We start from the raw sequence: 23,166 nt of genomic DNA, 5'->3' as shown, positions 1-23,166 counted from the left end.
GGAGGCGTTCAGGCCCGACGCGCCAGGTCGGCCCGCAGCCGCGATTCGTCGACCTCCCAGTAACTGTGTTCGACGCCGTCGAGCAGCACCACCGGCAACCGGTCGCCGTATTCGGCGCGGATCTCCGGGTTGCCGTCCGCCGCGGCGCGGTCGACGTCGACCTCGGTGAACCCGATGCCGAACTCGCCGCAGATCCTGGTCAGCTCGGTGCGCGCGGTCGCGCACATGTGGCATCCCTCGCGGGTGAGAAGTTCCACCGTCATGGCGTCCATCCTCGCAGTGCGCCGGCCCCGCGACGACGCCGGGCGGCGCACGGCCGGCGGTTCGCCGCGGCGCGCCGCGTCGTGCTCTGCGGGGCGTGAGACGTCGTGCGCTGCCGCTAGTCTGGACGAGCAGGCAGTGCAGTCGCGACGCGTGGAGGTGGGTAGTGGGCAAGACCCCGGGCCCGGGAGACGAGCAACCCGACACGGGCACCACCCCCCTGGACTCCGGCGACGACTGGGAGACCCAGGCGGCGGGGATCGAGTTCGACGACGACCTCGACGAGGACGCGGACCCGACCGAACACGCCGGGGAGGACGAAGAGACCCGGAGGGTCACCACGTGGATCTCCCAGCGCGCGAGCGCCGCGACCGGACGGTTCCGGCAGACCGCCCACGAACTCCGCCAGACCCTCGCCGGTGAGGCCAGCGCCAAGGCGGCCGTCGACTCGCTGCGGCTGCGCGAACCGTCGGACACGCCGCCGGAGCAGACGCCGCGCGACCTCACCGCGGCGGCGTTCTTCGACGTCGACAACACCCTGGTCCAGGGCGCCTCGATCGTGCACTTCGCACGCGGGCTCGCCGCCCGGAAGTACTTCACCTACGGCGACATCCTGGACTTCGCGTGGACGCAGGCCAAGTTCCGCATCACCGGAAAGGAGAACGCCCGCGACGTCGCCGAGGGCCGCGACAAGGCGCTGTCGTTCATCGCCGGTCGCCGCACCTCCGAGCTCGTCGAGCTCGGCGAGGAGATCTTCGACGAGTACATCGCCGACAAGATCTGGCCCGGCACCCGCGCGCTCGCGCAGCGCCACCTCGACGCCGGCCAGCAGGTCTGGCTGGTGACCGCGACCCCGGTCGAACTCGCACAGACCATCGCCAGCCGGCTCGGGCTGACCGGCGCCCTCGGCACGGTCGCCGAGAGCGTCGACGGCGTGTTCACCGGACGCCTCGTCGGCGACATCCTGCACGGACAGGGCAAGGCGCACGCGGTGCGCGCACTCGCCATCCGGGAGGGCCTGAACCTGAAGCGCTGCACCGCCTACTCGGATTCACACAACGACGTGCCGATGCTGTCGCTGGTCGGCAAAGCCGTCGCGATCAACCCCGACCCGGACCTGCGTGACGTCGCGAAGGTCCGCGGGTGGGAGATGTACGACTTCCGCACCGCGCGCAAGGCCGCGAAGTACGGCGCGGGGACCGCCCTGGTGTTGGGCGCCGCCGGCGGCGGCGCCGCGGCCGCCGCACGGCTGCTGCGGCACCGCTGAGGTCGAAACCCATTCAGAGCGAGGCGATCTCGCTCATGGGATCGATGAGCACCTTGGCGTGGTGTTCGGCCGAGCCGAGCGCGTCGAAGGCCGCCGCCACGCCGTCGAGGCCGATGGTGGCCGTGATCATCGGCCCGACGTCGACCTTGCCGTCGGCGATCATGCGCAGCGTCTCGTGATACTCGGCGGGGTCGTAGCAGAATACGAACCGCAGCTCGTGCTCCTTGTTGATCGCCATGGCCGGGCGGAAGACGTCGGGTTCCATGCACACTCCGACCACGACGATGCGTGAGCGGAACGGCGCCGCGGTGACGACGTGCTCGATCATCCCGGGCGTGCCGACGCATTCGAAGACCACCGGCCCCTTGGGCGTCGCACCGAGCGCGTCGGCCACCCGGAACAAGGAATCCCACGGCACCAACGGGATTCGGCGCAGCGTGCGCATACCGTCGAAGGCTGCGCCGAGCAGGTCCTGCGCCTCGGTGATGTACTTGCCCGCTTGCGCGCACCGCTCGAAGGGCGAGGAGGACGCGGGGTCGACGACGATGTCGGCGCCGACGCGTGCGGCCAGCCCGCGACGCCCCGCGGACAGGTCGCTGGCGATCACGGTACGCACGCCGGCGGCCTTCAGCATCGCGATGACCGCGAGGCCGATGGGGCCACACCCGACCACGACCGCGACGTCGCGGCGACCGATGTCGCTGCGACGCACGGCGTGGTGGGCGACCGCGAGCGGCTCGGTCACGGCGGCGTGCTCGACCGGCATGCCGGCGGGCACCTCGAAGGTCATGTCCTCGGACACGAGGGTGAACTGGGCATAGGCGCCTGCGGCGGAGGCGCTGAGCCCGGTCAGGTGCGCCTTCTCACCGTGCCGGATCATCGGCACCGCGACGACCCGCGTGCCCGGCGACCACCGCTTGCGGCACCCGGGGCCGTAGGAGACCACCTCGCCGACGAACTCGTGACCCATGATCACCGACTCGTCCGAGCGCATGAACGCGTCGTAGCCGACCTCGTCGGACACCTGCGCAGTGGCGTCGCAGTGCACCCGGGCGTGGAGGTCCGAGCCGCAGATCCCGGCACGGAGCACGCGGATGAGGACCTGGCCCGGTCCGGGTTCGGGGGTGGGGACTTCTTCGACCGTCAGTTCACCGGCTCGGCACACGACTGCACGCATTCCTCAATGGGTAGCAGCCGGTGCGCGGCATGTCAGGCGAAGCGCGCGGGCTGGTTCGCGTGGGCGGGTCAGCCGAAGTAGACGCTGCCCCGGCGGCTGAGCATCCGGAACAGGGTCTGCTGGATCTCCTCGCGCACGTGGTCGGTGAGGTCGAAGACCACCATCGGATCATCGGCCGACGACTCGTCGTAACCACCCGTCTCGATCGGCCGGCCGAAGTGGATGTGCCACTTCGACGGCAGCGGCACCATGCCCAGCGGGCCGAGCCACGGGAACAGCGGCGTGATCGGGAAGTACGGCAGGCCGAGGACCTTCGCGAGCGGCTTGAGGTCGGCGATCATCGGGTAGATCTCCTCCGAGCCGACGATCGACACCGGGATGATCGGCGCGGCGTTGCGCAGCGCCGTCGTGACGAAGCCGCCGCGACCGAATCGCTGCAGCTTGTAGCGGTCCTTGTACAGCTTGCCGATGCCCTTGAAGCCCTCCGGCCACACCGCGGTCAGCTCGCCGGCGCGCAGCAGGCGGTCGGCGTCGTTGTTGCACGCCAGCGTGGCACCGACGCGCCGGGCGACCTCGCTGATGCCCGGGGTGTCGAACGCCATGTCGGCGGCGAGCAGGCGCAGGTAGCGGTGGTCGGGATGGTTGTCGTGCACCGCGAGGGAGGTGATGATCGCGTCGACCGGGATGGTGCCCGCGTGGTTCGCGACGAGCAGCGCCCCGCCCTCGCGCGGCAGGTTCTCGATGCCGGTGACCTCGACGCGGAACCACTTCTCGTACACCTGCCGGATCGCCGGGAACCAGACGGCCTCGGTGAAGTGCGGGTCGAAGCCGAACTCGTCGACCTCGTACTCACCGGTCATGCGTTCGCGGATGAAGCCCGCGGTCGCGGTCAGGGTGTCGGCGATGGCCCCGCGGATCCCGCCGAGACTGAACAGCGGCGACGAGGTCGACGGGCCGCGATGCTCGACACCGAGGGCCTCGTCGGAGAGCGCGATCTCGTTGCTGATCGGGGTGACGCGGGCCGGCGGCCGACCGAACCCGTCGGTGTTCGGATGACCGACCGGAGCCGAATCCCGTTGCCTCACAGTGGTTTTTGCCGAGCTGGTTCTTGCCGAGCGTGAGGCAGACTGTTGACTCGGGTGCCTGCGGCGACCGGATTCGCGTGCGGCATCCGGACCCGACGGTGACGCGTAGAGCTGGATGACCTTCGCGGTTCGTGCATCTGTCGCTCCGCCACCTGTCAAGGCGCTCACCCCTCGTCTGCCTCTGGGCTCAACCGTCTGTCACAATCCCCCAGCTCCGTGTTTGAACCGGGGGGAGTTTCGGTACTACGAACACACCGCTCCGTCACAGGCCATTCCCCCCGGCTCTACTGGCGCAACGGTGCGCGGTCGATGACTTGAAACGGAAGACCCGCGAAGCGTCGTGGTCGCCCCCGACCACTCGTTCACGGGACCCCTACCAGTCCGCCGCGTCCGCGACCCTGCGTTCGCCTGCGTACTGGGTCTGGTGTCCAAGTCTACGGGTTGCAGTGACGTTGCGCACCTCGACCCCGCGTCTCCGCGCAAGATCTCACGTGATGTAAACCTACTGCAGCTGATGCGCTGCCGAGACGACCCGTTGTTCGAGCGCCCGCCACGTGTCGGTGCCGATGATCGGGGTGACGCCGCTGCGCGCGATGAAGTCGTCGAGGGTCTCGAGGGTCGTGTACTTGGGCACGAAGCCCAGTTCGGTGCGCATTCGCGTCGTGTCCAGGACGCGCCCGTAGGTGAGGAACTCGGTCTGCGAGCTGCGCAGCTTGGCCGCGCGCAGATCCTGGAAGACGCCCGAGATGGGGGCGAGCAGGCCGGCCGGCACCGGTAGCTCGATGTGCCCGATGCGGCGGATGGCCTGGGTCAGCGTGACCACGCCATCGCCGGCGATGTTGAACGTGCCCGGTTTGCCCGCGAGGGTCACGTACTCCATCGCGGCGAGCGCGTCCTCCTCGTGGAGGAACTGCAGCCGCGGCTGGTGGCCGATCACCGTCGGCACGACCGGCAGCGACAGGTACGAGCTCATCCGAGTGTTGATACGGGGACCGAGCATCGCCTGGGGCCGCACGATGGTGATCGCGATGTCGGGCCGGCGGCGACCCAGGCCCCGGACGTACCCCTCGACGTCGAGCAGGTCGCGCCCGTAGCCGCGTTTGGGCTCGCGGCGCGCCCGGGTCTCCTCGGAGAAGTGCGACGGGTCGTGTGCGCTCGCGCCGTAGACCATCGCCGTCGACCGCAGCACCAGGCGCTTCACCGACGGGGTGCGCTGGCAGGCCGCGCACACCTGCATCGCGCTGACGACGTTGAACTCCTTGATCGCGGCGGAATGCGGCGCGGTGTCCACGATCGACGTCGCCGCGTGGACGACGGTGTCGACGTTGTACGTCGCGAGGGCCTTGGCGATCGTGGGGCGCCGGATGTCGAGGCGCAGGAACTCCGCCCGGCCCATGCGCCGCAGCAGGTCCTTGCGCGGCACCCGCGAATCCACGGCCAGCACCCGCTCGATCCGGGGATCTGCGGCCAGACGTGCGACGAGATACCCGCCGATGAAGGTCGAGGCTCCCGTGACAAGGACGACGCGAGGCGGCTCTGCGGAGGATTCGGCCATGTCGTCGAGGCTAATCGCAAACGCGGGTTCCGGCCCGTCGAGCCCCCGGATGAGCAAAAGGACCCGTGCGGTACACGGGTCCTGGTGCCAAGGGAGTGCTTATTTGCCGAGCTTGCGGCGCTGCACCCGGGTCCGACGCAGCAGCTTGCGGTGCTTCTTCTTCGACATGCGCTTGCGGCGCTTCTTGATCACTGAACCCATCGGGGCGCTTCCTCACGATTGACACTGATGTACTTGACCGACCCTGGCCTGCACACGATCGGCTTCGTCGGTCGTCGACTGGTGTGTCGACACCGGGAGGAGCTACCGGTACATCCAGGTACGCGACCTCTGAGACTACCGGTCGGTGCCGCGGATCCGGAAATCGGGTACCCGATGGCACACCGCCCCGCCGACCCTCCGGCCCCGAAACGGCGAACGCCCCCGCGAGTGGCCTCCGACCACCCTCGGGAGCGTTCACGGCAAGCAGCCGAGCTGCGCGTGACGAAGACGACCTAGCCGGCGTCGAAGTACGACGTCTCCAGGTAGTCGTGCACCGCCTTGGCATGCACACGGAACGAGCGACCGACCCGAACCGCAGGCAGTTCGCCGTTGTGGACGAGACGGTAGACGGTCATCTTCGAAACGCGCATCAGCGACGCAACCTCGGCGACGGTGAGGAACTGCGACGCAGAAGTCGCATTGCTCACCGAACCGGTCCTGTCACCAGGAGTGTCTGCAGGTGCCATGGATCACTCATACCTCCGGTGCACGCGTCGCGGCCGCAGGCTTCCCCTCCTGCGGACATCAGACACGCACGTGCTTAAAGCAGCTTAGCGTGGCTGATGTGAAAAAAGCGACGAGAGGGACCAGGATTCTCGAAGTTTTTGTGTCTCAACCCCAACATCCTGGGGTTTGTCCGGTCATCGACCACTAGTCATGGGGTGTCGGTCACACCGTGACCGGGGTTCAAACCCTCGACTTCCACTCGACGTCCGCCGCGCGCACTGGCGGCGGCGCAGGCGCGGGTGGCCTGGTAGACGGCGTGCCGCAGACCGTTGGCCTCGAATTCGCGGATCGCCTCGGCGGTGGTGCCGCCCGGCGAGGTCACCGCGGCCCGCAGATCGACCGGCGACAGGCCCGAGTCGCTGAGCAGGATGCCGGCGCCGCGGATGGTCTGGACGGCCATCTCCGACGCCTGGGCGCGGGTGAGACCGAGCCCCACACCGGCGTCGATCATCGCCTCGGCGAGCAGGAACACGTAGGCGGGACCGGAACCCGAGACCGCGGTGACCGCGTCCATCTGCTTCTCCGGCACCACCGCCACGCGGCCGACGGTCTTGAGGATCTTCACGACCGCCTCGAGCTGCTCCTCACCGACGTACCGGCCGGCGGCGACCGCGCACATGGCCTCGTTGACCAGCATCGGGGTGTTGGGCATGACGCGGACGACCGGCGAACCGGCCTGCAGTGCGGCCTCATAGCGGGCCAGCGGGATTCCTGCGGCCAGCGTGACGGTCACGCGTTCGGTGTCGGCATTGTCCTCGGCCGACGCCAGCTCGCGCAGGACGGAGTCGATGTCGTCGGGCTTGACGGCCAGGAACACGTACTGGGCGGACTCGGCCGCCGACTTCACGTCGGTGACGAGGACGCCGTACTCGTCGGCGATCTCGGTCGCGCGCGCCTCGAACTTCTCCGCGACGACGAGGTCCTTCGTCGGGGTGCCGGCGCCGATCAGTCCGGCGAGCAGCGCCTCGCCGATCTTGCCTCCGCCGATGATGGCGATGCGTTCGCTCACGGATGTCTACCTTCCTGCGGGAATGAGTGCCAATTGCCGGGACTGCGCGACCACCGTCCCGGTCGAGTCCACCACGAGATGATCCTCCTCGAACATTCCGGGCCCGACCTCGGCACTGGTCGCGGCGAAGCGCAGCCACCCCGGGGCGGGACGCCGGCGGACGTAGGTGGTCAGCTGCACCGTCGGCGCCCAGCCGTAGAGCGCGAGGTTGAAGACCACCGGCGGCGAGACGTCGCACACCAAGACCGAGAAGTATTCGTCCGGGTCGAGTTCCTTGGGTCGGATCCAGCCGCGCACGACCGGCTCGCCGGTCTCCCCACGGACCATCGGGAACGTCTCCGCGTCGAGGACCATGTCGATCGCCGCGCCGAGGTGATTGACCTCGGCGACCGGTGAACCGTCCAGTGCGATACCGGTTTCCGGCGGCTCGACGGGCGTGTCGTCGAGCACGTTCGGACCGGAGTGATGCGACGGGGCGGTGTCGGGGCGGGCCATCGTCACCGACGACGTGACCATCGTGCGCCCGTTCTGCACGGCGTCGACGCGCAGCACCGTGACCGTCCGGCCGCGCTTGAGCACGGTGACCCCGAGCTCCACGGCGGCGGCGTCAGGTGCGGTGAGGTAGTCGCTGGAGATCGCCACCGGGATCATCGCCGCCGCCGCGTCCGCGAACTCGTGCGCGGCGGGGTCGTCCATGGCGGGTGCCGGGGTCAGTGCGGTCAGCGCCTCCCGTGCGGCCTTCGCGACCATCATCTGCAGGCTGCCGCCGTGCACCTTGGGCCCGATCGTGAAGGTGGGGTCGATGTGCCCGGAGTACGTGATCGAGTCGGGGCCCCCGCGAGCCACCTCGGTCAGGGTCAACAGCTCGGTGAGCTTTGCAGTCATGGTGCGCGCTTTCGTCGTGGGAGACCCCGACAACGGGCGACGGCGCCATGCGGGACCCGAGGGCCCGGCTGCTGCACCGGGTCCGCGGACCCGGTCTCAGCTCCCCGGTCGACCGGTGTGTTCGGGGTGCAGCTCCCTCTTGAGATGCTGCCGCGCAAAATCTAGCGAACGGGCCAGCAGGGCACTGCGTTCGGGCCTGGTGCGGGCGCAGCCGGTGCTGACCTCGAGCACCACCGCCCCGTTGAAATCGCTCTCGGCGATCCGCCGGCACACCTCGGCGCAGGGCTGTCCGCCGTCACCGGGGATGAGGTGCTCGTCGGTGGCCGCGCCGTGGCCGTCGGCGAGGTGCAGGTGGCTGAGATTCGAACCCATCCGGTCGAGCAGCCCGAGTGCGTCGACGCCCGCGGTCGCGGTGTGCGACAGGTCGAGCGTGTAGTTGGCGTACCCGTCGTCGGTGGGATCGATGGATTTCCCGAAGGCCGAGGCCGCCAGCCCCGGGCCGCCGCGCTTGCGCAGACGACGCACCGACGGCTCCCCTGCGCCGAACAACCGGTCGGCGCGCATCGGGAACATGTTCTCCACCGCCACCGCGACGCCGCTGTCGTCCTCGAGTTCGGCGACGAGGTCGTCGAACGCCGACACGTACCGGCGCTGCCAGCGGAACGGCGGATGGACGACGACGGTCGGCGCGCCGAGGTCCTCGGCGGCCTGGACCGATCGGGCGAGCTTCACGATCGGGTCGCGGCCCCACACCCGCTGGGAGATCAGCAGGCACGGCGCATGCACCGACAGCACCGGAACCTGATAGTGGTCCGACAGATAGGCGACGCGACGGATGTCCTGGCTGACCGGATCCCCCCAGACCATCAGCTCGACGCCGTCGTAGCCGAGATCCGCCGCATAGGCGAACGCCGCTTCGGTGTTCTGCGGGTATACCGAGGCGGTCGACAGCCCGATGGGTATCTCCGTCCGCGCGAGGGGCGGCATGTCAGGTGTCGGCATGTCGGGCGTCACGTGGCCAGCAACACCAGTGGTCCGATGGTCACCAGAAGACCGACACCGAGCGCGAGCAGCGTCGTCGCGAGGTCCCTGGTGCGCCGCACGACGTGCGACAGGGTGACGATGCCGAAGATGACCAGGACCGCCAGCACGAGCGCGAAGTACGGGTTCCAGCGCCACAGTTCGGTGAAGCCCCAGAACAGCCCGACCCCGACCGCCAGCCCGAGGATCGCCTGCCCGATTACCATCAGCCATGCGACGGCCGGCGACGGCTCGTGCTTCTCCTCGTCAGCGTCCGCGGTCGCGGTCTCGGCGGTCGCGACCTGCTCGGCCTTGCCGCCCTCATGGTCCTCGCCGTCGTCCTTGTCGACGTCGGTGACGTCGTCCTTGTGGAGGTCGACGGCGGGCCGGCCCACCGTCTCGGGCACCGCCCGATCCTCGCCGCGCCCGGTCTCGTCGAGGTCGGCGGTCTCGACGAGCTCGGTCCGCGCATCGGACCCGGACCCGGTCTGCGCGTCGGCGGCGACCTCACCGCCGGTCTCGCCGGGGGGCTGCGTGTCGTCCTCGTCGACGACCGGCGCCGCCCATGCCTCGGTGTCGTACCACTGGGCCGACGCCTGCCACGTCTCGGTCTCCCCGGCCGCGGTCTCGTCGGTGTCGTTCGTCGCTGTGTCGTTCGTCGCTGTGTCGTTCGTCGCTGTGTCGTTCGTCGCTGTGTCGTTCGTCGCGGTGTCGGCGCCGGCGGCCACCGACCCAGGGGTGCGGGGCTGCCCGCCCGTGGCGATCGGATCGAGGATCTCGGTCGGATTGTCGTCCCGATCGTCCGGCGAGGAGCCGCGCGCGGCGTCCGCGGTCCCGCCCGGGACCGCGGCGGCCTTCGCCGACGCGGCGCGGCTCACCGCAGCCCTCCCTGCACCGCTCTTGTCCGCAGACTTCTTGCGGCCGAACAGCTTTCGCGCGAGTCCGGCGAGGCCCTTGCCGCCCTCGTCATCCGCGACGACCTCCTCGTCGCCCTCGACGTCCGCGAAGTTGCGATAGGCGTCGAAGTCCATGACCTCGTCGAACGCCGCGTCCCCACGTTCGCGCGCCTCGACGCCGGAACCGTCGACCTCGGTGCCGTCCACCTCGTCGAGCCGGTAGGTCACGACGTCGTCGGACTCGACGACCGTGAGATCGGTGTCGGATTCGGGGCCGTCGACCACCGGGATGATGCCGGTTACGGCGTTGGCGGACTCGTCATCCACATCGGGCGCGGTCGCACGCGATCTCCCGAGGCGACGCGCCACGGCGTCGGCGCTGAAGTCGCGCGTCGCGAGCGGCACATCGCCGAATCCGGGCATGCCGCTGGCGGTCCGGCTCGTGGAGGGTCCGTCGGGTCGTGCGAAGCCCGCGGAATCGGCCACGGAGGTGTCGGCACGGGGGAACCGGGCACTCGGCCGGTCGTCCGCGGCACGACGCGGTGTCGGGTCCGCCGACCGCGGGAACGGGCCGCTCGGGGCGCTGCCGAACGACCACGTCGACGCTTCGGCCCCGGGCGCCTCGGCCTTGGGCGTCTCGGCCTTGGGTGTCTCGATCCCGAGGGCCTCGGGCCTGGATTCCGGGTTCTCGGGTTCGGGGGTCGCGGTTTCCCGCGACCGGGTGGCCGCGTCGGCGGGGCCCGGGCTCCGGGTCTTCGCCCCGGAGGTCTTTGCCCCGGAGATCTTTGCCTCGGAGGTCTCTGCCCCGGAGGTCTCCGCCTCGGAGGGCTTCGCCCCGGACCGCCTGGGCTCGGACTGCTTCGGCTCGGACGTCTTCGGCGCGCTGTCGGCGGACACCGGACGTGCACGGTTCGCACGAGGCGTCGAGGGATCGGTGATCTTCGGGATCTCGCCGGTCAGGGCCGACACCGTGACCGAACCGTCGCGCCCCGCACGCCGGCGTCCACGGCCATCGCGCCGGGTGCTCGGCAGGGAGCCGTCCGCCTGCGAGCGGGCCAGCAGCTCCGATACCGAGATGGGTCGAGATTCGGGTTCCGAATCCTTCGACATGAAGTGGCTCTCCGTCCTCGAACGTCACCGGATGCCGGTCGAGCACATCCGCTTGGGTACCTTGCGGCGACCGTTCCGGCGCCGACACTCCCCCACCCCACGCGACGGTCGAGCAGCGTCGCAGGTCGGATCAGCCGACGCCGCCCCGGGCGCCAGTCGTCTGTGAGGGCTCGAAGGAGTCGGCCGGTTCCGCGTCTAGTCGACGCAGAATGACCCCCTCCCGAAGCGCCCACGGACAGATCTCCAGTGTATCGACTCGCAGTGCCCGCATGGCCGCCTCGGCGACGAGCGCGCCCGCGACCAGCTGGCCTGCCCGGTCGGAGCTGACGCCCTCGAGTTCGGCGCGGTCGGCCTTGGTCATGCGAGAGATGAACGAGATCAGCTGGCGAAGTCCGCTCGCGGTGAGTTCGCGCTTGACGCGGGGGCCGGCGCTCGACGGTGCGGCGCCGGTCAGGCGGGCGAGGCTGCGGAAGGTCTTGGAGGTGCCGACGCACAGATCGGGGGCGCCCGGGGCGAGCAGCTCCTTCGCCGGGCCGCGCAGCTCGGCGTCGAGCCAGTCGCGCAACACCGACACCCGGCGGCGGTCGGGCGGGTCGCCGGGCAGCCACTCACGGGTCAGGCGTCCCGCGCCGAGCGGGAGCGAGAGCGCTACGTCGGGTTCCTCGTCGACGCCGTTGGACATCTCGAGCGAACCGCCGCCGATGTCGAGGGCGAGGATGCGCCCCGCGCTCCAGCCTCGCCAGCGGCGCACGGCGAGCGAGGTCAGCCGGGCCTCGTCGCGGCCGGACAGCACCGTGATCCGCACCCCGGTGCGCTGTTCGACCTCGTCGAGCAGTTCCTGGGAGTTGGTGGCGTCGCGGACGGCGGAGGTGGCGAAGGCCATCATCTGCTCGCACCCGGAGGTGGCCGCGATGGTGGTGAACTCGTCGACGGAGTCGATGAGCTTCTCGATGGCCTTGTCGCTCATGCGGCCGTCGGCATCGATGTGCTCGGCGAGGCGGAGGACCGCCTTCGTCGACGACATGGGCGTCGGGTGGCCGCCGCGGTGGGCGTCCACCACCAGGAGGTGGACGGTGTTGCTGCCGACATCCAGGACTCCCAAGCGCACGGGTCAACGGTAGTGCACGGGCTGTGCCGGAGACGACGGGAGTGCGCGATCCGCCTCGTCGGTCGCGGCCGGCCCCGGAGGGTTACCGTTGTAGTCGTGACCGCCGTTTCGCCGTCCGCGCCCCGAATCACCCCCGCCCCCGAGGTCGAACTCGACTTCCCGCGCGAGTGGTACGAATTCGTCGACCCCGCAGATCCCGAGCACGTCATCCGCGCCGACCTCACCTGGCTGCTGTCGCACTGGACGTGCGTGTTCGGCACCCCGGCGTGCCAGGGCATCCTCCCCGGCCGCGAGACCGACGGCTGCTGCAGCCACGGCGCGTACCTGTCGGACAAGGACGACCGCAAGCGCCTCGCCAAGGCGGTGAAGATGCTGACGCCGGAGGACTGGCAGTTCTACGACAAGGGTTCCGGCAAGAACCCGCTCGGCCCGAAGGGGTATCTCGAGGAGGGCGACCTCGACGACGAGCCGGCCCTCAAGACCCGAATCCACAAGGGCGCCTGCATCTTCCTCAACCGACCCGGTTTCGCCGGCGGCGTCGGCTGCGCCCTCCACTCGATGGCGCTGCGCAAGGGGCTCGAGCCGCTGACCGTCAAACCCGACGTCTGCTGGCAACTGCCGGTCCGGCGCGAGCAGGAGTGGGTGGAGCGCCCCGACGGCACCCAGGTCCTGGTCACCACGATCACCGAATTCGACCGCCGGGGGTGGGGCGAGGGCGGACACGACCTGAAGTGGTACTGCTCGGGCTCCCCCGACGCACACGTCGGCGCCAAACAGGTGTGGGAGTCGTATGCGCCGGAGCTGACCGAGCTGATCGGCGCCGACGCGTACGAGGAACTCGCCGCCGCGTGCCGCCGCCGGAAGGGCTTGGGGCTCATCGCCGTTCACCCGGCCACGCAGGCCGCGACGCGGCGCCGCGAGACCGACGTCAAGTACGAGCTGCAGCCGCCGGAGTGAGTCCCGTGGCCCATCCCGGACTCAGCCCTCGAATTTGTAGCCGAGGCCCCGCACGGTGACGAGGAACTTCGGGTTGCCCGGGTCTGGCTCGATCTTCGACCGGAGCCGCTTGACGTGCACGTCGAGGGTCTTGGTGTCGCCGACGTAGTCGACGCCCCACACGCGGTCGATCAGCTGTCCGCGGGTGAGCACCCGCCCCGCGTTGCGCAGCAGGTACTCGAGCAGGTCGAATTCCTTGAGCGGCAGGGTGATCGGTTCGCCGTCGACGGCGACGGTGTGCCGGTCGACGTCCATCCGGACCGGTCCGGCCTCCAATACGACATCGCCGGGGTGGTCCTCGGCCGGGTCGGCGCCGCGGCGCAGCACCGCGCGGATGCGCGCGATGAGTTCACGCGCCGAGTACGGCTTGGTCACGTAGTCGTCGGCGCCGAGCTCGAGGCCGACCACCTTGTCGATCTCGGTGTCGCGGGCGGTCACCATGATCACCGGGACGTTCGACCTGGCCCGCAGCGCCTTGCAGATCTCGGTCCCCGACATCCCGGGGAGCATCAGATCGAGCAGCACGATGTCAGGGCTGACGCGTTCGAACGCCGACAACGCCTGTGCGCCGTCGGTGATGATGCTCGCCTCGAATCCCTCCTTGCGCAGGAGGAAGGCCAGCGGGTCCGCGAGCGATTCCTCGTCCTCGACGATCAGCACGTGCGTCAACTCTTCGTGTCCTCCGGGATGTTGGGGTGACCGGCCGGCGCCCGGTCTAGGCGTCGGGGCCGCCGGGGGTCGGCGGCCAGCCGGTGTCGGAGAGGTCCTCCGGGATGTAGAGCGTGAACGTGGAGCCCGTGCCGGGCTCGCTCCACAGCTTGATGGTGCCGTGGTGGTTGGCGGCGACGTGTTTGACGATCGCGAGACCGAGTCCGGTGCCCCCGGTCATCCGCGACCGCGCCTTGTCGATGCGGAAGAACCGCTCGAACACGCGCTGCTGGTCGGCCTTGGCGATTCCGACACCGCGGTCGGTGACGGCGATCGCGACCATCGGCCGACCGTCCTCGATGGCCAGGCGACGGCTCACCGAGACGGTGGTACCGGCCGGCGAGTATGAGATGGCGTTGGAGATCAGGTTGTTCAGGGCGGTGAGCAGCAGCATCCGGTCGCCGCGGACGGCCTTGCGGATCGGCTTGTCGGTCCTCAGCTCGATCTCGGCCGCCTCGGCGGCGAGACCGGCGGCGCCGAGCGCGTCGTCGATGAGGGCGTCTACGTCGACCCGGGTGAACTCGGGGGTGTCACCGCCCTGCAGTCGCGAGAGTGCGAGCAGCTCGCTGACCATGTTGCCCATCCGTTTGGTCTCCGAGACCACGCGCGAACCGAAATGCTGCACGGATTCGACGTCGTCGGCCGATTCGAGGAGGGCCTCGGCGAGCAGGCCGATCGCCCCGACCGGGGTCTTGAGTTCGTGGGACACGTTCGCCACGAAGTCGCGCCGGGTGTCCTCGAGACGCTTGTGCTCGGTGTCGTCGAGCCCGTAGACCACCGCGTAGCGTTCGTCGTCCTGTGACACGATCTTCGCCAGACAGCGCACGTGCTCGACCGTCGGTCTCGGGGTGCGGCCGGTGGAGACGAAACCCAGGGTCGACGCCGGCGGGGTGAACTCGAACCGGCGGTCGGTCCCGGTGTCGAGGACCTCCTTCACGGCGTCCCAGACGGGGTCGGCGAGCAGCATCTCGCGGACCAGGCCCAGCTCGACGGCGCGGTGGTTGAACATCACGACGTCGCGGAACCGGTCGACCACTGCGACCCCGGTCTCGGAACTGCGCACGACCAGGCTGAGCAGTCCGGCCTTCGTCATCCGGCCGTCCGGTGTGGTGGAGGCGACGTCGGAGTCGCGGAGCTCGGCGGCCTCCGGGACGGTCCGCGGGGCGAGGGCCAGATCGGCGGCCCGGTCGGGAAGCCCGGCGTCGGCACTCCGGGGTGCGTCGCCCGCGGAACGGCCCCGGGACAGGATCGAGCGGAACGCGAACCCGCGGGGCCCCCCGGGGCCGGCGACGCGGCGTCCGATCATCACACCCAGTAGGAGTGCGATGACGAACGCGATCGTCGCGGCCGAGATAGCGGCGGTCACGGGCCCAGCTTACGGCGAGGCCAACACTGAACACATCTTCATCGCAGCTGTTCGACAGCTGTTCACGAAGTGTTCGCCTGCGGCCATCGGGGGTTCACCAGACCGCGGTCACGGGCGATCGGGCAGCCCCGCCCAGGGCGCTCATTGCGGCACCGGAACCGCCATGTCGGCGTACTCCGGGTGCTGGGAGATGAAGTGCTGGACGTACGAGCACACCGGGACGACCTGCTTGCCGCTCGCGCGGATGTCATCGAGCACCGCCCGAACGAGTTGTGCCGCATAGCCGTGCCCGCTGAACCGCTCGTGGACCACGGTGTGCGTCAGGACCACCTGATACGGCTCGGAGACATAGTCGACGTAGCCGACGACCTCATCCTCGCCCGACGGATCGGTGACGAGGACCGCCTCATACCTCTCCTGAGCAGGTGAATGATCGATCCGAAGAGTGCCCACATCCGCCATAGCGTCCAATGTAGCGCGCATCACATCGAGTGCGCCATGGCGAATATCGCCCACAGAAATACCACATACCCGCCGCGGGCCCACGGACCGCGGCGGGTATGAGGAAAGGGCTGCTTCCCGAGCCCTACTTCTTGAGGCCCTGGGCGGCCACGGCGGCGGCACCGGCCGCGGCGGCCTCCGGGTCGAGGTAGGTGCCGCCCGGGTTCAGCGGCTTCAGGTTCTCGTCGAGGTCGTAGCGCAACGGGTTGCCGGTCGGGATGTTCAGGCCCGCGATGTCCTCGTCGGAGATGCCGTCGAGGTGCTTGACCAGCGCGCGCAGCGAGTTGCCGTGGGCGGCGACCAGCACGGTCTTGCCGGCCCTGAGGTCGGCGGCGATGGTCTCGGTGAAGTACGGGACCAGACGGGCGACGACGTCCTTGAGGCACTCGGTCAGCGGCACCTGGTCGAGGTCGGCGTAGCGGGGATCCCCGACCTGGCTGTACTCGGAGTCGGGCTCGATGGGCGGCGGCGGGGTGTCGTAGCTACGACGCCACAGCATGAACTGCTCCTGGCCGTACTTCTCCAGGGTGTCGGCCTTGTTGAGTCCCTGCAGGGCTCCGTAGTGACGCTCGTTGAGGCGCCAGTCCCGCTTGACCGGGATCCAGTGGCGGTCGGCGGTGTCGAGGGCGATCTGCGCGGTCGAGATCGCACGCCGCAGCAGCGAGGTGTAGAGGATGTCGGGCAGCAGGTTGTGCTCGACGAGCAGCTCGCCGGCCCGGACCGCCTCGGCCTTGCCCTTGTCGGTGAGCGCCACGTCCACCCAACCGGTGAACTGGTTGGACGCATTCCATTCGCTCTCGCCGTGACGCATCAGGATGAGGGTGCCGTTGCTCATGGGCGATAGTTTCCCATAGTCCCGCCGGGCCCACTCCCCACGGCCCCCGGGCGCGATGTGCACGGCCCCCGGCCCACTTTCGCGGCCCCCGGCACCCGCGAAGCACCGTCACGTCCGCCCCGCGGCACGCCGCGCGGACGGGTGCACGCCGACGACTACCGCCGCGGTCTAGCTTTGTCGCATGGCCAGCGCGAACGCCGACAAGACCGGGGCGGGCACCGACCGGCAGCAACCGGAGCTCAAACGTGTTCTGGGCTGGAAGCTGTTGCTGCTGTTCATCGTCGGGGACATCCTGGGCACCGGCATCTACGCCCTGACCGGCCAGGTCGCCGGCGAGGTCGGGGGCGCCGCCTGGGGGCCGTTCCTGATAGCCTTCGCGGTCGCGACACTCACCGCCTTCTCGTACCTCGAGCTGGTGACCAAGTATCCGCAGGCCGCCGGCGCCGCGCTCTACGTCCACAAGGCCTTCGGCATCCACTTCGTCACGTTCATCGTGTTGTTCACGGTGATGTCCTCGGGCATAACCTCGTCGACCACGGCCTCGCGTGCCTTCGCGGTGAACATGCTCACCGCGTTGCGTGGCGGGGACTCCCCCGAGCCGACGAGCCCCGTCCTGTACGTGGTGGCCGCCGCGTTCCTGTTGCTGGTGATGGCCATCAACTTCCGCGGCGTGGCAGAGGGCGTGGGCGCCAACGTGGTGCTGACCCTCGTCGAACTCTCTGGTCTGCTCCTGGTGCTGTTCATCGGCTATTGGTTCATCATCGGCGGCAATGCCGATCACTGGGATGCCGTGGTGGTCTTCGAGAGCCCGGACGACAAGAACGCCTTCATCGCGGTGACCGCGGCGACGTCCCTGGCGTTCTTCGCGCTCGTCGGCTTCGAGGACTCGGTCAACATGGCCGAGGAGTGCAAGGACCCCGTACGGATCTTTCCGAAGGTGATGCTCAGCGGCCTCGGGATCACCGCGGCCGTCTACGTGCTCATCGCGATCTGCGCGGTCGCGATCGTGCCGGTCGGCGTGCTCGCCGACAGCGAGACGCCGCTCGTCGACGTCGTGCAGACGGCGGCGCCGGATTTCCCGATGTCGGATCTGCTGCCCTGGATCTCGATGTTCGCGGTCGCCAACACCGCCCTCATCAACATGATGATGGCCAGCCGCCTGCTCTACGGCATGGCCAAACGCGGTGTGCTGCCGCGCTTTCTGGCGTACGTACACCCGAAGCGACGGACCCCCGTCGCGGCGATCGTCTTCACCACCGTCATCGCCCTGCTGCTGCTCACCTATGTGAGCTACGACCCGGACAGCTCCATCGTCGGCCTGCTCGGCGGCACCACCGCACTGCTGCTGCTCGCGGTGTTCACCGTGGTCAACGTCGCGGTGCTGGTCCTGCGCCGGGACCGGGTGGCGCACGAGCACTTCCGCACTCCGACGCCCGTCGCCCTGCTCGGCGCCGCCACCTGCGGCTACCTCACCCTGCCGTTCACCGGCCGGGACGCCGAACAGTACGAGGTCGCCGGCGGACTACTGCTGATCGGCGTCGCCCTGTGGGCCCTGACGTATTGGTGGCGCAGGCGCACCGGCGAGGACGCGATCGGCTACGACGAGGTCCCGCCGCACCAGATCCGGTGAGTGGCAACGTCAGCAAAGGACACCGCTTTTCGGAGGACAACGCCGCTCGGAACACGACGGCGGCGCCGGAATCGATCCGGCGCCGCTGTCGTGTTCTCCGGGCTCGCCGAGCTACTTGCGCAGATCCTTCCGCAGGATCTTGCCCGACGCCGACTTCGGGATGGCGTCGATGAACTCGACCTCGCGAACCTTCTTGTACGGGGCCACCTTCGACGCCACGAACTCGATCACCTCGTCGGCGGTGAGCTCGGCTTCGGGCTGCTTCACGACGAATGCCTTCGGGATCTCCTCGCCGTCGGCGTCGACGGCGCCGACCACCGCGGCATCGGCGATCTTGTCATTGGTGAGCAGCAGTGCCTCCAGCTCGGCCGGCGGAACCTGGTAGCCCTTGTACTTGATGAGCTCCTTGAGGCGGTCGACGATGTACACGCAGCCGGTCGGGTCGACCTGCGCGAGGTCGCCGGTGTGCAGGAAGCCGTCGGCGTCGATGGTGTCGGCGGTGGCCTGCTCGTTGTTGAGGTAGCCGAGCATCACGTTGGGGCCCTTCACCCACAGCTCGCCGGGCTCCGACAGCCCCTCCTGCGGCAGCGGGATGTCCTCGCCGGTCGCCGGGTCGACGATCTTGTTCACCGTGTTCGGCACCGGCCAGCCGGTCGACGACAGCGGCGGATCCTCGCGGCCCAGCAACGCCTTCGTGTCGAACGGGATGATGTGGCTGACCGGCGACAGCTCGCTCATGCCGTAGCCCTGCAGCATGTGCAGGTCCAGGCGCTTGGCCACGGCCTGGCCGAGCTCGTCGTCGAGCGGCGCGGCGCCCGACATCATCGTGTGCAGCGAACTCAGGTCGTAGTTGTCGACGATCGGGTGCTTGGCCAGCGCCACCGCGATCGGCGGCGCGATGTAGGCCATGGTGACCTTGTGGTTCTGGATGTTCTCCAGGAACTCGACGAGGTCGAACCTCGGCATCACCACCAGCGATCCGCGGTTGATCAGCGCCGCGTTGAGCAGCACCGTCATGCCGTAGATGTGGAAGAACGGCAGCACCGCGATCACCACGTCGTCGGGCGTCATACCCTGCAGCGGACGGATCTGGGCGACGTTGGCGACGAGGTTCCGGTGCGACAGTGCCACGCCCTTGGGGTTGCCGGTCGTGCCCGAGCTGTAGGGCAGCACCGCGACGTGCGTCTTCGGGTCGAACGACACATCCGGGGCCGGCAGGTTCGGCGCGAGCAGGTCGACGGCATTGGGATGCCCGGACTTCTCCTGACCCTCGCCGTCCAGGATGATCAGGCTCTCGGCGGTCAGGCCCATCTCGTCGGCGGCCGCCTTGGCCTGCTCGGCCAGCGGCGAGACGGTGACCAGCATCTTCGCGCCCGAGTCCCGCAACTGCTTGGCGATCTCGTTCGCGGTGAACAACGCGTTGATGGTCGTCGCCGTCGCACCGGCACGCAGGATGCCGTGGAAGACGGTCGCGAACGCGGGGATGTTGGGCGACAGGATGCCCACCACGTCCCCGACGCCGATCCCGCGCGCGGCGAGCGCCCCGGCGGCGGCCTCGATCTGGCCGACGAGCTGTCCGTAGGAGGTCGTCGCGCCCGACTTCGGGTCCACCAGGGCCGTCCGCTCACGATCCTCGTCGGCGAGCGACCCGAACAGGAACTCGAAGACGCTCACATCGGGGATCTCGACATCGGGGAAAGGACTCGTGAAGCTCATTGCACCTCCAGTGGTGGGTGGTTTCGCCCGCGCATCGTACCAACAATCGTTGACACGGTGTGACCTGGACCTCTTGCGGCTCCCATCCTTCCCGAATCCGACGTCCTACGTCGTGGATTTCGCGACAGGTTGCCCCGTGCCCCACCGAGTGCGGCGAGGCTCCTCAGCCCTCGTCGGCCCCCTCACCACTGGCCGCCTGCGCGCCGTCCACCACGGACTCGCCCGGCACGTAACGTCCCTCGAGCGGCTCACCCGGCTCCGGGAGCGCATCCTTGTCGATGAGGTGCTCGAACGGCAGCAGGTTGCGCAGCGACTCGCCGCGGGCGACGCGCCACGCCCACTCACGCTGGATCGAGGTGATGAAGCCCAGTTCCAGCAGGGTGTTGAAGTCGGTGTCCGCGGCCTCGAGGACCTGTCCGAGGACGCGGTCGACCTCATCGGAGGTCAGCGCCTCGGCGGAGATCCGCCCCACCAGGTAGATGTCGCCGGTGTTGTCGATCGTGTATGCGACGCCGTAGAGGCGGCGGTTGCGTTTGAGCAGGAACTTGTAGACGGCCTCGAAGTTCTCGTCGGGACGCCGGCACACGAACGCCTCGACGCGGACTCCGTGGTCGCTGGCCGTCAGCAGCACCGTCGTCTTGAGCTTGTGCTCACCCGGCAGTTCGAGGACGATGTGGTCGACCTCGGCACCCCCACCACTCTTGCGGGAGAACTCGATCCCGCTGTCGGTCAGTGTCTTCTCGAGCAGTTCGACGACCTCGTTGCGACTCACGGCATCCTCTCTGGTGGTGTGTGCGAACACGATTCGATCCGATACGCAGGGGGCCTCAAGCGGTCACCCGGTTGCGGCGGCGGCGCCAGCGTCGACGGACGCGCGCCCCGCCCTGGCCAGGCCCGGACTGACCCGCATCGTACTGAGCGGAATCGCCTTGGGCGGCAAAGGATCGCATGGCATGACGGTAGCTCTCGACGAGCCCGTCCACGGTGTGCTCCCAGGAGAACTGTTCGGCGTGGGCGCGGGCGTTGCGTCCGAGCTCGGCCAGCCGATCGGGTTGTCCGAGAAGCTTTTCCAGAGCGTTGGTCCAGTCCCCGACGTCGTGACCGTCGACGAGCACACCGGACCGGCCGTCGTCGACCGCGACCCCGAGGCCGCCGACGTTCGCGGCGATGACCGGGGTCCCACATGCCTGCGCCTCGATGGCAACCAGACCGAAGCTCTCCGAATGACTCGGCACCGCAACGACATCCGACGCCCGATAGACCTGCGCCAGCCGGTGGGAGGGCTGCGGCGGCAGGAAGGTGACCGAGTCACCGATCCCGAGCGCGGCGACCTGGTCGATCAGCGCAGTGGGCCGTTCCAGACCCGAACCCGACGGGCCGCCGACGATCAGCAACCGCAGCTTGCGGGCGGCTGCGTCGGCGTCCTTGATGAGCGGGGCGACGGCATCGACGAGCAGATCGGGCGCCTTGAGCGGCTGGATGCGCCCCACGAAGGTCACGATGGTCTCGGCGGGGTCGAGGCCCAGGGCGGCACGCGCCTGTTGCGACGATCCCGGTGTGTAGCAGTCCAGGTCGGCGCCCGGGGTCACCACGTCGATGCGGTCGGCGTCGGCGCCGTACATCGAGATCAGTTCGGCCGATTCGGTTTCGGTGTTCGCCACGAGGCGATCGGCCTCGCCGACGACCTGCTGCTCCCCGATGACACGCAGCTGCGGCTCCGCGGTGTCGCCGGCGGCGAGGGAGGCGTTCTTCACCGCCGCGAGGGTGTGCGCGGTGTGGACCAGCGGCACGCCCCAGCGATCGCGGGCCAACCACCCGACCTGCCCGGACAACCAGTAGTGCGAGTGGATCACGTCGTAGTGACCGGGGGCCTGGGCGGCCTCCGCGCGCAGCACGCCCGCGGTGAACGCGCACAGCTGGGCCGGCAGATCGCGCTTGTCGAGACCCTCGAAGGGCCCGGCGACGACGTGGCGGACGGTCACCCCGGGCGCCGCGGCCACCGCGGGGGCATCGCTCGACGACGTGGCACGGGTGAAGATCTCCACCTCGATCCCGCGTCGGGCGAGACGGACGGCCGTCTGCCACACGTAGACGTTCATCCCGCCCGCGTCGCCGGTTCCCGGCTGCGCCAACGGCGAGGTGTGCACGGAGATCAATGCGACACGCCGCGGCATCGGGCTGGAGGTCATGCTCTCCACCTTAGAGAAGAGGCGGCGACGACGAGCGCACCGCACCTGCGACGAGGGACTTCGCGCGAGCACCGTCGATCCCCTACACTGTTTTCGGTAACGATTGTCATTTGCGTAAAGGGTGTCGATGAGAAGAACGCTGCTGGCGGCTGCCGGTGCACTGTCCGCAGCCGTACTGGTCCTGGCCGGATGTTCGGGCGAGTCGGGTGCCGGTGACGGCACCCCGAGTGTGGTGACCTCCACCGATGTCTGGGGTTCGGTCGCCTCCGCGGTCGCCGGCGACAAGGCCACGGTCACCGCGATATACACCGGCGCCGAGGGCGATCCGCACGAGTTCGAGCCGTCGGCCGCCGACACCGCGAAGATCGCCGACGCCGACGTGATCGTCATGAACGGCGGCCACTACGACTCCTACATGGAGCAGGCCGCACAGAACTCCGCCGCCACCGTCGTCGACGCCCACGACCTCCTCGGCGGGGAGGCGCACGGCTCCGGCGAGCACGAGGAGCACGACGACCACGCGACACATCACCACGAGGGCGAGCAGAACGAACACGTCTTCTACGACCTTCCCGTCGTGGCCGAGGTGGCCGAGAAGATCGCCGACGCGCTCGCCGAGCAGGACCCGGCCAACGCCGAGACCTACCGCGCCAACGCCGAGACTTTCACCACCGGCATCGACGAACTGCGCACCGAACTGGACGCGATCCGCAATGCACACGACGGGGCGAAGGTGGCCCAGACCGAACCGCTCGCGGGCCACCTGTTGGCCGAGGCCGGTCTCGTCGACGCCGCACCCGCCGGCTTCACCCAGGCGGTCGAGGAGGGGCAGTCGCCGTCCGCGGCCGACCGGGCCGCGATGCAGGATCTCCTCGCCGACCGCGGCGTGCGGGCACTGATCTACAACGTGCAGGCTGTCGACCCGGTCACCGAGGCGATGCTCGGCGTGGCCCGGAAGGCGGGCGTGCCCGTCGTCGACTTCACCGAGACCCTGCCCGACGGCGTCAGCGACTACCTGACCTGGCAGCGCGGCCAGATCGACGATCTCGCCGCTGCGCTCGCCTCCGGCGGAGCGAGGTGAGCG

22 protein-coding genes are annotated in these 23,166 nt (G+C 69.4%); 4 read left to right on the top strand and 18 right to left on the bottom strand.

The genetic code is table 11. The features are described from left to right. Nucleotides 1-8: 8 nt before the first annotated feature. Nucleotides 9-263 carry a glutaredoxin family protein gene (locus ABFT43_RS02840; protein ID WP_347958876.1) on the bottom strand — a complete coding sequence of 85 codons (255 nt, stop codon included), beginning with the start codon at nucleotides 261-263 and terminating at the stop codon, nucleotides 9-11. Between the two features lie 164 nt (nucleotides 264-427). On the opposite strand from ABFT43_RS02840, the gene ABFT43_RS02835 reads away from it, so the two are divergent. Beyond that, on the top strand, nucleotides 428-1,528 hold the full coding sequence (locus ABFT43_RS02835; RefSeq protein ID WP_347958875.1) for an HAD family hydrolase: 1,101 nt from the start codon (nucleotides 428-430) through the stop codon (nucleotides 1,526-1,528). Between the two features lie 13 nt (nucleotides 1,529-1,541). Here the strand turns inward: ABFT43_RS02835 and ABFT43_RS02830 are convergent, their stop codons facing one another. The 10 genes from ABFT43_RS02830 to ABFT43_RS02785 all read right to left on the bottom strand — a co-directional run bounded on the left by ABFT43_RS02830 (nucleotide 1,542) and on the right by ABFT43_RS02785 (nucleotide 12,141). Further along, nucleotides 1,542-2,705, bottom strand: coding sequence for a zinc-binding dehydrogenase (locus ABFT43_RS02830; protein WP_347958874.1), 1,164 nt, complete (start codon nucleotides 2,703-2,705; stop codon nucleotides 1,542-1,544). Between the two features lie 68 nt (nucleotides 2,706-2,773). Further along, entirely contained in the window at nucleotides 2,774-3,958 is a 1,185-nt protein-coding gene (locus ABFT43_RS02825; RefSeq protein WP_347958873.1) for a lysophospholipid acyltransferase family protein, read from the bottom strand. A 334-nt stretch (nucleotides 3,959-4,292) separates the two neighbouring features. Next, a complete protein-coding gene (locus ABFT43_RS02820) occupies nucleotides 4,293-5,345 on the bottom strand; it encodes an NAD-dependent epimerase/dehydratase family protein (protein WP_347958872.1) in 1,053 nt (350 codons plus the stop codon). Between the two features lie 99 nt (nucleotides 5,346-5,444). Then, nucleotides 5,445-5,546: a 30S ribosomal protein bS22 gene (locus tag ABFT43_RS02815; protein WP_003402602.1), complete on the bottom strand. Its 102-nt coding sequence runs from the start codon at nucleotides 5,544-5,546 to the stop codon at nucleotides 5,445-5,447. Nucleotides 5,547-5,839: 293 nt separating this feature from the next. Then, the gene (locus ABFT43_RS02810; RefSeq protein WP_040526309.1) at nucleotides 5,840-6,073 is read right to left on the bottom strand and encodes a helix-turn-helix domain-containing protein; all 234 of its coding nucleotides are present in this window, start codon (nucleotides 6,071-6,073) and stop codon (nucleotides 5,840-5,842) included. Nucleotides 6,074-6,261: 188 nt separating this feature from the next. Continuing rightward, a complete protein-coding gene (gene proC / locus ABFT43_RS02805; protein ID WP_347958871.1) occupies nucleotides 6,262-7,122 on the bottom strand; it encodes a pyrroline-5-carboxylate reductase in 861 nt (286 codons plus the stop codon). Between the two features lie 6 nt (nucleotides 7,123-7,128). Then, on the bottom strand, nucleotides 7,129-8,007 hold the full coding sequence (locus ABFT43_RS02800; RefSeq protein WP_347958870.1) for a thioesterase family protein: 879 nt from the start codon (nucleotides 8,005-8,007) through the stop codon (nucleotides 7,129-7,131). A gap of 96 nt (nucleotides 8,008-8,103) precedes the next feature. Continuing rightward, on the bottom strand, nucleotides 8,104-9,009 hold the full coding sequence (locus ABFT43_RS02795; protein WP_347958869.1) for a sugar phosphate isomerase/epimerase family protein: 906 nt from the start codon (nucleotides 9,007-9,009) through the stop codon (nucleotides 8,104-8,106). Nucleotides 9,010-9,017: 8 nt separating this feature from the next. Next, nucleotides 9,018-11,033: a hypothetical protein gene (locus ABFT43_RS02790; RefSeq protein ID WP_347958868.1), complete on the bottom strand. Its 2,016-nt coding sequence runs from the start codon at nucleotides 11,031-11,033 to the stop codon at nucleotides 9,018-9,020. A 130-nt stretch (nucleotides 11,034-11,163) separates the two neighbouring features. After that, entirely contained in the window at nucleotides 11,164-12,141 is a 978-nt protein-coding gene (locus tag ABFT43_RS02785; RefSeq protein WP_347958867.1) for a Ppx/GppA phosphatase family protein, read from the bottom strand. Between the two features lie 96 nt (nucleotides 12,142-12,237). Here ABFT43_RS02785 and ABFT43_RS02780 point away from each other — a divergent pair, with 96 nt between their 5' ends. Further along, nucleotides 12,238-13,098 (top strand): hypothetical protein, encoded by an 861-nt coding sequence (locus ABFT43_RS02780; RefSeq protein WP_347958866.1) that lies wholly within the window; start codon nucleotides 12,238-12,240, stop codon nucleotides 13,096-13,098. A gap of 21 nt (nucleotides 13,099-13,119) precedes the next feature. On the opposite strand, the gene ABFT43_RS02775 is transcribed toward ABFT43_RS02780, so the two are convergent. From ABFT43_RS02775 to ABFT43_RS02760, 4 genes are all read right to left on the bottom strand, one after another. Continuing rightward, a complete protein-coding gene (locus ABFT43_RS02775) occupies nucleotides 13,120-13,806 on the bottom strand; it encodes a response regulator transcription factor (protein ID WP_347958865.1) in 687 nt (228 codons plus the stop codon). A gap of 46 nt (nucleotides 13,807-13,852) precedes the next feature. After that, nucleotides 13,853-15,211, bottom strand: a complete 1,359-nt coding sequence (locus ABFT43_RS02770) for a sensor histidine kinase (RefSeq protein WP_347958864.1) — start codon at nucleotides 15,209-15,211, stop codon at nucleotides 13,853-13,855. Between the two features lie 141 nt (nucleotides 15,212-15,352). Next, entirely contained in the window at nucleotides 15,353-15,673 is a 321-nt protein-coding gene (locus tag ABFT43_RS02765; protein ID WP_347958863.1) for a GNAT family N-acetyltransferase, read from the bottom strand. A 124-nt stretch (nucleotides 15,674-15,797) separates the two neighbouring features. Further along, nucleotides 15,798-16,547 carry a phosphoglyceromutase gene (locus ABFT43_RS02760; RefSeq protein WP_347958862.1) on the bottom strand — a complete coding sequence of 250 codons (750 nt, stop codon included), beginning with the start codon at nucleotides 16,545-16,547 and terminating at the stop codon, nucleotides 15,798-15,800. A 181-nt stretch (nucleotides 16,548-16,728) separates the two neighbouring features. Here ABFT43_RS02760 and ABFT43_RS02755 point away from each other — a divergent pair, with 181 nt between their 5' ends. Next, nucleotides 16,729-18,177, top strand: coding sequence for an APC family permease (locus tag ABFT43_RS02755; protein WP_347958861.1), 1,449 nt, complete (start codon nucleotides 16,729-16,731; stop codon nucleotides 18,175-18,177). A gap of 111 nt (nucleotides 18,178-18,288) precedes the next feature. On the opposite strand, the gene ABFT43_RS02750 is transcribed toward ABFT43_RS02755, so the two are convergent. From ABFT43_RS02750 to mshA, 3 genes are all read right to left on the bottom strand, one after another. Beyond that, nucleotides 18,289-19,893 (bottom strand): 4-coumarate--CoA ligase family protein, encoded by a 1,605-nt coding sequence (locus ABFT43_RS02750; protein ID WP_347958860.1) that lies wholly within the window; start codon nucleotides 19,891-19,893, stop codon nucleotides 18,289-18,291. A 163-nt stretch (nucleotides 19,894-20,056) separates the two neighbouring features. Then, nucleotides 20,057-20,665: a type III secretion system chaperone family protein gene (locus ABFT43_RS02745; RefSeq protein ID WP_347958859.1), complete on the bottom strand. Its 609-nt coding sequence runs from the start codon at nucleotides 20,663-20,665 to the stop codon at nucleotides 20,057-20,059. Nucleotides 20,666-20,720: 55 nt separating this feature from the next. Next, entirely contained in the window at nucleotides 20,721-22,082 is a 1,362-nt protein-coding gene (gene mshA, locus ABFT43_RS02740) for a D-inositol-3-phosphate glycosyltransferase (RefSeq protein WP_347958858.1), read from the bottom strand. Nucleotides 22,083-22,209: 127 nt separating this feature from the next. On the opposite strand from mshA, the gene ABFT43_RS02735 reads away from it, so the two are divergent. After that, nucleotides 22,210-23,163 (top strand): metal ABC transporter solute-binding protein, Zn/Mn family, encoded by a 954-nt coding sequence (locus ABFT43_RS02735; protein WP_347958857.1) that lies wholly within the window; start codon nucleotides 22,210-22,212, stop codon nucleotides 23,161-23,163. The last annotated feature ends 3 nt before the right edge of the window (nucleotides 23,164-23,166 follow it).

It is taken from the genome of Gordonia aurantiaca (assembly GCF_039939235.1).
GTDB lineage: Bacteria > Actinomycetota > Actinomycetes > Mycobacteriales > Mycobacteriaceae > Gordonia.
The sequence above is the reverse complement of the archived record's forward strand: the minus strand, read 5'-3'. Positions and strand labels throughout refer to the sequence as shown.